6 protein-coding genes and 1 pseudogene are annotated in these 9,563 nt (G+C 75.1%); 4 read left to right on the forward strand and 3 right to left on the reverse strand.

Going from position 1 to position 9,563, the window contains the following annotated elements; all coding sequences use genetic code 11:
* Position 1 precedes the first annotated feature (1 nt).
* Together ACFYUV_RS20240 and ACFYUV_RS20245 are read right to left on the reverse strand one after the other, a co-directional pair.
* Positions 2-3,472: a hypothetical protein gene (locus tag ACFYUV_RS20240; RefSeq protein ID WP_387670349.1), complete on the reverse strand. Its 3,471-nt coding sequence runs from the start codon at positions 3,470-3,472 to the stop codon at positions 2-4.
* Positions 3,473-3,493: 21 nt separating this feature from the next.
* Complete coding sequence (locus ACFYUV_RS20245; RefSeq protein WP_387670351.1) at positions 3,494-3,952, reverse strand: hypothetical protein; 459 nt, start codon at positions 3,950-3,952, stop codon at positions 3,494-3,496.
* Between the two features lie 177 nt (positions 3,953-4,129).
* On the opposite strand from ACFYUV_RS20245, the gene ACFYUV_RS20250 reads away from it, so the two are divergent.
* Both ACFYUV_RS20250 and ACFYUV_RS20255 read left to right on the forward strand, forming a co-directional pair.
* Positions 4,130-4,882, forward strand: coding sequence for a DNA-formamidopyrimidine glycosylase family protein (locus tag ACFYUV_RS20250; RefSeq protein WP_387670353.1), 753 nt, complete (start codon positions 4,130-4,132; stop codon positions 4,880-4,882).
* The gene (locus ACFYUV_RS20255; protein ID WP_387670355.1) at positions 4,879-5,937 is read left to right on the forward strand and encodes a spore photoproduct lyase family protein; all 1,059 of its coding nucleotides are present in this window, start codon (positions 4,879-4,881) and stop codon (positions 5,935-5,937) included. Before ACFYUV_RS20250 ends, ACFYUV_RS20255 begins: the two co-directional genes overlap by 4 nt.
* Positions 5,938-6,905: 968 nt before the next feature.
* Here the strand turns inward: ACFYUV_RS20255 and ACFYUV_RS20260 are convergent.
* Positions 6,906-7,091: pseudogene (locus ACFYUV_RS20260) on the reverse strand (LysR family transcriptional regulator); the annotation flags it as partial.
* A gap of 92 nt (positions 7,092-7,183) precedes the next feature.
* On the opposite strand from ACFYUV_RS20260, the gene ACFYUV_RS20265 reads away from it, so the two are divergent.
* The gene (locus tag ACFYUV_RS20265) at positions 7,184-8,542 is read left to right on the forward strand and encodes an MFS transporter (protein WP_387670356.1); all 1,359 of its coding nucleotides are present in this window, start codon (positions 7,184-7,186) and stop codon (positions 8,540-8,542) included.
* Positions 8,539-9,366 (forward strand): alpha/beta fold hydrolase, encoded by an 828-nt coding sequence (locus ACFYUV_RS20270; RefSeq protein WP_387670358.1) that lies wholly within the window; start codon positions 8,539-8,541, stop codon positions 9,364-9,366. The genes ACFYUV_RS20265 and ACFYUV_RS20270 overlap by 4 nt, the downstream gene beginning before the upstream one ends.
* Positions 9,367-9,563: the final 197 nt, after the last annotated feature.

Below are 9,563 nucleotides of genomic sequence, written 5' to 3' on the forward strand. Positions count from 1 at the left end.
GTCAGGCCACCGCCGCGAAGGCGCCGCAGTACTCGGCGACCGGGTCCCGTCGCGCGCCGGTGACCGGGTCCCGGTACGGCGCCATCATCTGGGCGAAGGTCGCGGCGGAACCGGCCGTCTCCTCGCCGTCCGCGACCGCGCCCTCGGCGAGCGCCGCGGCGGCGGTCAGTGACCGGGCGCCGCCGAACCGCTTCTCGCAGCTGATCTCGACGGACTCCTCGAAGAACCCGATCTCGATGGTGATCGTGATCCGCGCCCGGCCGACCGCGTCGCCGCCCTCGTACCCCAGCTCCAGGTAGAGCTCGATGGAGGCGGAGACCAGGCCGAGGACGTCCACCTCGCCGCGCGCGCGGAAGTAGCCGAACAGGACGGCCTGCCCGGTCGCGGCGTCGAGGTGGAAGTAGATCCCGGCCATCACCGACACGCTGCCGCTGGCCACCCCGAAGTCGACGGACGCCGCGGCCCCGAACTCCAGGCCGGCGTCCAGCGCGCGGACCCCGTCGGGCGACAGCACGATCCCGAACCAGCCGCCGCCGCCGAACAGCGAGACGGTGAGCCGGAACGGCGCGTCCCTGCGGCAGAACGCGAACCCGATCTCCAGCGGCCGGGTGCCCGCGAACGGCAGGTCCAGGTAGGCGTTCAGGGAGATGTTCTCCAGGCTGAAGACGCCGATCGCCAGGTTCGGCAGCGGCATCCCGTACCGCGCCAGCACGCCGCGCGGGGAGACGTCGAGCGTCGGCGGGTCGCTGAACCCGTCGAGCGGGATGATCCGGCGCAGCGTCTCGACGAACGACAGCGCCCCGATGAACTCGACGTTCCGGAACGCCACCTCGACGTCGGGCTTCTCGCCGGCCCGCATGGTGAACCTGATCCGCCGGAAGTCCAGCCGCATCGCCTCCAGCACGCCCGGCAGCAGCACCAGGTCGAACTCCTCCAGCGTGCAGGTCACGTCGGCGGCCGGGCGGGTGTCGGGCCGCAGCGCGGCGCGCAGGTCCACGACCACGGAGAAGCGTCCCTTGCGCGCCGGGTCGCCGTGGCCGTCGTGCGGGACGAAGACCGGCTGCTCGCCCTCGCGCAACGACCAGGGCTGGATGTCGGGCGTCCACTCCAGCCGGGCGGCGACGGACTCCGGCAGCCGCAGTCCCGCTCGGGCGCTCTCGATCGCCTGCCGCAGCGGCAGCACCCCGGCGGGGGCGTCGTCCCAGATGGCGAGGGCCTGTCGCAGGTGGCCGAGCAGCGTGACGACGGCGTGGTCCACGTCGGCGGGAAGGCCGGCGCCGAGCGCGTCGAGGGCGGCACCGAAGTCGCGGAAGGCCGCGTCCACCTGGCCGAGGTCGGCCGTTCCCGCGATGAACGCCTCGACGGTGGCGGCGAGGGTCAGCGCGGTGGTCCGCACCCGCCCGGCCGCGGCGGCCACCGCGGGGAAACGCTCGGCCACGCCGGTGAGCCGGCGTTCGGCGCGGCGCAGGTCGGTGAGGAAGGCGGTGGCGGCGTTGACGGTCTGCGTGACGAACCGCGGCGCCTTCAGCTCCTCGTCCAGACCGGCCGCCTTGACCAGGGCGGACAGCGGGATGACGCCGAAGAGTTTCGCGCCGATCGCGTCGAAGAAGTCCGAGGGCCGGAAGGTGCCGTCGGCGACCGTCCCGAGCGGGTCGGCCGCCGCGGCGGCGGGTGTTCTGGCGGCGCTGACGGGCCCGGTCAGGCGGGACAGGCCCGCGACGGTGAACGTGGGCGCGGCCAGGCCGCCGGCGCGGTCCCGCTGGTCGTCGAAGTCCATGACCAGCGGGGACGTGCCGGCGACCAGCTCCAGGAAGACCTCGCCGGGGTTGACGGGGTCGCCGGGCCTGTCGGGCGTCCGGTCGAAGGCGGCCACCCGGTAGCGCCGGGCGTACCGGACCGGGCGGGGCCCGGCCGCGCCGGTGAGCCTGCTCACGGCCGGGACCACCGCCGAGGCCCAGCGCAGCACCGGGAGGAAGCCGGGGATCCGCTGGTGGAGCCGGTCGTCGCGGTCCGTCGGCAGGGCGGCCCCCCAGACGAGGGTCGCGGCCTCGACGGTGGTGTCGCCGGGCGCGGCGGGCGCGGCGACGGCGACCCGGGCGCCGTGCAGGTTGGCGCTCAGCCGGTCCGGCGGCGCCTCCGCCGGACCCGGGTCCAGAGCGTTGTACGCCGCTGCCGCCGCCACCAGGTCGGCGCCCTTGTTGAAGTTCTCGGTGAGGAACAGCAGCGGGGTGCTGAACTCGGTCTCCCGCCCGGCCAGGTCGGTCGCGCGCACCTTGAACAGGTACGGGTCCTGGTCGCGGACGGCGGGGAAGAAGGCGTGCTGCCCTTCGCGCACCGGCAGGACGTCGGCGGGCGGCGAGAGGTCGGGGGTGACCAGGGTCAGCAGCTCGACCCGCCGGAACGGGAACAGGGCGTCGAGTCGTTCGCCGTCGTCGTCGCGGCGGGCCGTGCCGGGCGGGAAGTCCCGGACCGGTTCGCGGCAGGTGATGAAGATGCGCTGGGCCAGGTAGGCGGGATGTTCCGGGCGATCTGGGTCGAACTTCCGCTCGGTCACCTTCACCAGGTCCGCGCGGTGCCCGAAGGGGCACAGGTAGCCGGAGTAGAGCACCCGTACGTAGTGGTCGCGGCCCATGGCCGCGCGGTGCCGCCACTGGCTGACGTTGGTGATCGCCGGGCGGGGGTCCCAGCTGCCCAGGGCGTCGAGCCAGCCGCCCAGGGCGGACAGGATCAGGTGGCCGACCTCGACGGGCACGGGCACGTACGGCTGGTGCTCCGGCTCGGTGAACAGCCCGCGGTCGCTGGTGAGGTGGACGAGCGCGGCCCGGTCGGCGGGCGTCAGCGACGTGGGAAGCGGGTCGGGCGGCGGATCGACCGGCGTGTCGCCGGGGAAGTCCCTGGTCCACACGGCCCTGGCCCGCGTGTCGCGCACCCGCGTGTGCCACAGCTCCACCCGGTCCACGTCGTCGGCGGGGGCCGTGCGGTGGGTCCAGCGCACGTCGGGGGGCGGTGACAGCAGCAGCCGGTACGGCAGCTCGATCGCGGTCCGCGGATCCCCCGCCGGGTCGCGCAGCGGGTCGGCCGGGCCCTCGTCGCCCACCGTGCGCAGCGGCAGCCGTCTCATGGCCGCCAGCAGGCCCTCGGCGGTGTACGGCACCTCGTCCTCCGGCCCCACGACGAAGACCAGCGTGGTGCGCCCGCTGATCCGGGAGACGACGGGAGGCGCCGGATGAGGCAGCACCGGGACGGGATCGGGCAGCCCGGCCCCGGCCGATTCGAAGAACGCCTGCTCCACGATGTGCTGCGCGGCGAACGTGACGACGATCAGCCCCTCGCGCTCCGGCACGGTCCTGACCAGGATCCGGCCGGCCGCCGGGCGCTTGAACGACAGGCCGGGAAAACCGAAGCGCAGATCCGCCAGATCGGCGGTGCGGACCAGGCGGACCTGCTCCGGCTCCTCCGCGGGACCGGTCAAGGCTTCACCACCCTTTCCCGCTCAGCCGACGAAGGGGGACGCGAAGGCGAACTGCTCCCGGTGGACCAGGTCGGTGACCTGGACGGAGCCCACGGCCCGGTCGAACTGGAAGGGGTTGTTGTCGGGCACGCTCCGCGTGCCGCAGAACGCGGTCTGCCCGTTCTGGAGGTGGATGGCGGTGCACCGGGCGTTGCCGGGGAGCGGGTCGAGCGTGGCGGTCAGGGTCTCGACCTCCACCGCGAAACCCGTGCCGTTGAAGACCTCGGTCTGGGCCTGCTTCCAGGAGGCGCCGGTGCCCCAGATGCAGGCCCGGGCCGACAGGCCGGGGAAGACGGCGCTGGAGACCCAGCTCCCGCACGTCGGTTCGGCCGCGGCCCGCACGCCGGCCGCATGGGCCGCGCCGGACGCCGTCACCGCCGCCCCCGCCACCACCGTCGCGATGAGGGCCCGGGACAGGGCTCTCGCTGTTCTGTCGTTCATCGTGCTCGTCCTTCCGTGGGACGGTCTGATCGCCCGAGCGATCGTCGCCCTGCGTGAGCGATCACTTACATCGCGTCCATGCTGTTGGGGTGGAAGGGCGGCGGGCAACGTTCGGTCCACTCAGTGGACCGGCCGCGCGCGGCGCGTCGGCGCAGCTCACGGGGTATGGGCCCGGGCATGCCCGAAGGACATCTCATCCACCGGCACGCCGCCGGGCAGCACGCGGACCTGGCCGGGCGGACGGTGCTCGCCGCCGGGCCGCAGGGGCGGTTCGACGCGCGGCCGTGGGACGAGCGGGTGCTGACGCAGGTGGAGGCGGTCGGCAAGCACCTGCTGTACCACTTCGCGGACGCGCCGACCGTGCACGTCCACCTGGGCATGCGGGGCGTCTTCCTGCGGTACGACGATCCGGGGACGTCGCCGCGGCCCGGCACGCGGTTGCGGCTGGCGACCGGCGAGGTGGCCTACGACCTGATCGCGCCTTCGCGGTGCGAGGCGCTGACCCGCGGGCAGGTGACGGCGTTGCGGAACTCGCTCGGGCCCGATCCGCTGCGCGCGGACGCCGTGCCGGAGCAGGCCGTGGCCCGGCTGACCGCGTTCGGCGGGCCGGTGGGCGCGGCCGTGCTGGACCAGAGGGTGTGGTCGGGCATCGGGAACGCGTGGCGGGCCGAGCTGCTGTTCCTCGTCGGCCTGCATCCGAACGCCCGCGACGTCTGCGCCGAGGCCGCCGGGCGGCTGTGGGACACGGCGGTCCGGTATCTCGCTCTCGGCCGGGACGCCGGGCAGGTGGTGAGCGACCCGGACGCCCCCTCCGAGCGCTGGGTGTACCGGCGCGAGCACTGCCGAAGCTGCGGCGCACCCGTGCTGACCTGGCAACTCGCGTCCCGGACCGCATATTGTTGCCCCATGGAACAGCCGGAGCGGCCGTGACCGGCCTCCTCGACGTCCGGCGGATCTACGCCGAGCCCGCGGCCGCCGCGCTGCCGCGCGGGCGCGAGATCCTCGCCAGGTTCCCCGCCGCCGAGATCGTCGAGGTCGAGAGCCACCACCGCATCCCCGAGCTGTACGGCGACGAGGCGAACGTGGCCCGCTGGGTGCGGATCAAGACCGAGGCGCTCGTGCTCGGCGTCAAGAAGTCGCTGACCGCCCGGCCCAACGGCCGCTCGGCCGACTTCATCGCCCCCTCCACGGCCAACGGCTGCGCGATGGCGTGCGCCTACTGCTACGTGCCCCGCCGCAAGGGTTACAGCAACCCGATCACGGTGTTCGCCAACATCGACCAGATCACCGGCTACCTGCGGCGGCACGCCTCCCGCCAGGGCGTCAAACCCCGGCCCGACCAGGTCGATCCCCGCCTGTGGGTGTACGACATCGGCGAGAACTCCGACTGCTCGCTCGACGCCACGATCTGCGACAACGTCCGGGACCTGGTCGAGCTCTTCCGCGACCTGCCCAACGCCAAGGCCAGCTTCGCCACCAAGTACGTCAACCGCGACCTGCTCGGGTGGGACCCGCGCGGGCGTACGCGGGTGCGGTTCAGCCTCATGCCCGCCGCCGACTCCAAGCTCCTGGACATCCGCACCTCGCCGGTCGCCGAGCGCATCGACGCGATCAACGACTTCGTCGCGGCCGGTTACGAGGTGCACGTCAACCTGAGCCCGGTGGTGGTCCGGGACGGCTGGCTGGAGGACTGGGCCGAGCTGCTGGAGCGGCTCGACGACGCGCTGTCGCCCGAGGCCCGCGCCCAGCTCGCCGCCGAGGTGATCTTCCTGACCCACAACGACCGGCTCCACCAGGTCAACCTGGGCTGGCATCCGAAGGCCGAGGAGGTGTTGTGGCGGCCCGAGCTGCAGCAGGCCAAACGGTCGGAGACGGGCGGCTGGAACGTCCGCTACCGCAACGGGCACAAGGGCCGCTACGTCGCCGCCCTGACCGGGCTGATCGCCGCCAGGCTCCCCTACTGCCGCATCCGCTACGCCTTCTGACGACAGCGCCTTCTGCCAGCTACGCCTTCTGACGGCTATGCCTTCTGACGGGCCGGCCCGGCCTCGGGTCCGGGGAACCACGCGCCGTCCGGGACGCCGAGCCAGTCGTGGGCGGCGGCCAGCTCGTCCACGGCCTGATGGAGGGCGCGCAGGCCGGGATGGTCGTCGTCGGCGCGCCAGATCATCGTCCAGGGGAACATGGCGACCGGGTCCACGAGCGGGCGCAGGACCGCCCCCGGGATGTCGGGTTGCGTGGTGAGCGTGAGGATGGGCGCGTCGCGGTCGCGGAGGTGCTGGGCCAGCTCGTCGCCGCCGCGCACGTGCGGGTGGGCCAGGGCGGCGTCGACACCGAAGGGGGCCAGCAACTGCAGGACGGCGTGCTCCCAGCCGGGCGTGGCGTGGTCGCCGGCGCGGATGCACGGGCTCGCGCCGCGCAACGACTCCAGAGGGATCGCGGGCAGCCGGGCCAGCGGGTGATGCTCGGGCAGCAGCACCGCGATGCGCTCGTGGCGTACCGGCCGCCACCGCACGCGGCCGGACGCTCCGTGGCCGGACGCTCTGACGCCGGACGCTCTGACGCCGGGCGTTCCGAGGCCGGGCGTTCCGGAGCCGACCGCTTCGGAGCCGGGCGTTCCGGAGCCGGGCGCTTCGGAGCCGGGCGTTCCGGAGCCGGGCGTTCCGGAGCCGGGCGTTCCGGGGCCGGGCGGTTCGGGGCTGCGGCCGAAGGTGACGTCCAGGCGGCCGTCGGCCAGCAGGGGCGGGGCCGCTTCGGTGCCGCTGTGGAAGCGGGCGAAGAACTCCACCCCCGGCGCGTGGGCGCGGGCCGCGGCCAGCACCAGGGCAGGGGTCAGACCGGCGCCGACGACGTCGACCGTCAGCGACCTGGGCCGGCCGCGCAGGTCCAGCATGGTGGCGTCGTACAGGGCGAGGATCTCCCGTGCCCGGGTCAGCAGCAGGCGTCCCTCCGGGGTGAGGGCGACCTTGCGGGTGGTGCGCTCCAGGAGCCGGCGGCCCACCCGGTCCTCCAGCTTGCGGACGTCGCGGCTGAGCGCCTGCTGCGCCACGTACAGGCGCTGGGCGGCCCTGCTGAAGTGCAACTCCTCGGCGACGGCCACGTAGTGGCGCAGCAGGCGGATTTCGACGTCGTCCGGCATGCCACCTTCCTACCTGATTCACACAGCAGGTGCGTGAATCGCGTTCGAACAGGTGTTGGACCCGGGCGCCGCGCCACCGCAAGGATCAGGACATGGCCGGACGAGGAACGATCACGCTGTGCTACGGGCTGACGGGCGTCATGAACGCAGTGTGGGCCGCCACGCTGCCCGCCACCGACGCGCGCCTCGGGCTCGGGCCCGGCGGGCTCGGCACGCTGCTCATGGTGCTGGCCGCCGGCTCCCTCGTGGCCATGCCGGTGGCCGGACGGCTGTGCGACCGGTGGTCCGGGGGCGGGCTGCTGCGGGTCTGCGCACCGGCGGCGGCGCTGGCGCTGGCCGGCCCGGCGCTGGCGGCCGGTCCCGGGCCGCTGATGGTCTCGGCCGCTCTGCTCGGCATGCTCTTCGGTCTGCTGAACGTGGCCCTGAGCGTCCAGGCGGTGGCCGTCGAGCGGGGGCTCGGGCGGCCGATCATGGCCACGGTGCACGGCACGTGGACGCTCGGCGCGGTGGCGGGCGGCGCGCTCGTCACGACGGCCCTGCGTGCGGGGGCCGACGTGCGGGTGCTGATGCTGGTGGGCGCGACGGCGCTGACCGCCGCCATGGCCGCCGTCGGGGGCGCCGCCATGGCCACCACCCGGGCCACGGCCGGAACCACCACCGGGACCACCGTCGGAACCACCGTCGGAACCACGGGCGAGATCGCCATCGGGAGAACGGCCGGGACCACCGTCGAGGCCGCCCGCGGGGGTGCGGGCGGGGCCGTCGGCGGGGGTGCGGGCGGGGTGCGCGGAGCGGAGGGGTGGGGGGTGGCTCGGCTCAGGCCGGGGGTGCTGGCCATGCTGGGCGTGATCGGCGCCGCCGCGTTCGTCGCCGAGGGCGCCGCCACCGACTGGGCCGGGGTGCACGCGACCCGCGTCCTGGGCGCCGACCCGGCCACCGGGTCGCTCGTCTACACCGTCTTCTTCGTGGCGATGACGCTCGTCCGGTTCGCCGGCGACGCCGTCAGGACGCGGCTCGGCGTCCGCGTCACGATCCGGCTGGCCGGCGCGACCGCCACCGCCGGTTACGGGCTCGTCCTGCTCGCGGGCGTCCTGCCCGTGGGAGCGGCCGTCCGTCTGGGCTGCGCCATGGCCGGTTGGGCGCTGTCCGGCGCGGGCGTGGCCGTGGTCTGGCCGGTCGTGGCCAGCCTGCTCGGAACCGTGGGCGGGGCCGCGCGTGGCCTGTCCGCGGTGACCACCGTCAGCTACGGCGGCGGCCTCGTCGGCCCCGCCCTCATCGGGTACGTCGCCACGACGGCGTCGCTGCCCCTCGCCCTGGTGATCCCGGCGGCCCTGGCGCTGCTCGTGGCCGTCGCCGCACCACCGCTGCTGGACGCGGTCGGCACGACCGCGGCCGCGGCCGACCATCCGGCGGCCCGCGTCAGGGCCGTCGCTTCCAGGAGGACATCATGACCGCGACCGTCTCCATGACCGTCTCCACGCTCGACGTCCCGGGCGCCCGCCTGCACTTCGAGGTACGCGGCCAGGGCCCGCTCGTCGCGCTCGTCGGCGCGCCGATGGACGCCGGCTCCTTCGCCGCGCTGGCCGACCTGATCGCCGGCGACCACACGGTGCTGACCACCGACCCGCGCGGCATCAGGCACAGCCCGCTGGACGACCCCGCCCAGGACTCCACGCCGCGGCTGCGCGCCGACGACCTGTCCCGCCTGCTGGCCCACGTGGACGCCGGTCCGGCCGTCGTCTTCGGCTCCAGCGGCGGGGCCGTCACCGCGCTGGCCCTGGCGCAGGCCCGTCCCGATCAGCTGCGCGGTGTCGTCGCCCACGAACCGCCGCTGGTCGAGCTGCTGCCGGACCGCGACGAGCTGCACCGCCAGACCGACGAGCTCATCGCCGCCTACCGCAGCGGCGACGTCGTCGGGGCCTGGGCGGGGGTCATGGGCCAGGCCGGCATCACGGTGCCGGACGGCGCGCTGGAGATGATGTTCGGCGGCCCGCGCGACCCGCGGGACGTCGCCGACGAGCGCCGCTGGTTCGCCCACGAGCTGCACGCCACCACGCACTGGGCGCCCGACCTGGACCGGCTGCGCGCGACGCCCGGTCTGGTGATCGGCATCGGCGAGGAGTCGGCCGGGCAGCTGTGCGACCGCGCCTCCCGGGCCCTGGGGCAGGCGCTCGGGCTCGACCCCGTCCTGTTCCCCGGCGACCACACGGGCTTCGCCGACGACCCCGACGCGTTCGCCCCCGTGCTGCGGGCGGTGCTGGACCGGCTGCGCTGAATCCCGGCGACGACACAGCAGCCCGACCGCCCCCGGCCCGCACGCCGAACGCCCCCGCCGCCGTCACGCCGGCGAACCGACCTGGGGCGGGGGGGGGGGGGGGGGGGGGGGGCGCGCGCGGGCGCCCCGGCCCCCCCCCCCCCCCCCCCCCCCCCCCCCCGCCGGGGGCGCGCGCCCCCCCCCCCCCCCCCCACCCC

The sequence above is a fragment of the Nonomuraea sp. NPDC003560 genome, from assembly GCF_042878785.1.
Taxonomy (GTDB): domain Bacteria; phylum Actinomycetota; class Actinomycetes; order Streptosporangiales; family Streptosporangiaceae; genus Nonomuraea.

What these genes read in the sequence shown, in the direction of transcription:
- ACFYUV_RS20245 (WP_387670351.1), bottom strand. Translation starts at nt 3,952, where the DNA reads ATGAACGACAGAACAGCGAGAGCCCTGTCCCGGGCCCTCATCGCGACG.
- ACFYUV_RS20265 (WP_387670356.1), top strand. Translation starts at nt 7,184, where the DNA reads ATGGCCGGACGAGGAACGATCACGCTGTGCTACGGGCTGACGGGCGTC.
- ACFYUV_RS20270 (WP_387670358.1), top strand. Translation starts at nt 8,539, where the DNA reads ATGACCGCGACCGTCTCCATGACCGTCTCCACGCTCGACGTCCCGGGC.
- ACFYUV_RS20250 (WP_387670353.1), top strand. Translation starts at nt 4,130, where the DNA reads ATGCCCGAAGGACATCTCATCCACCGGCACGCCGCCGGGCAGCACGCG.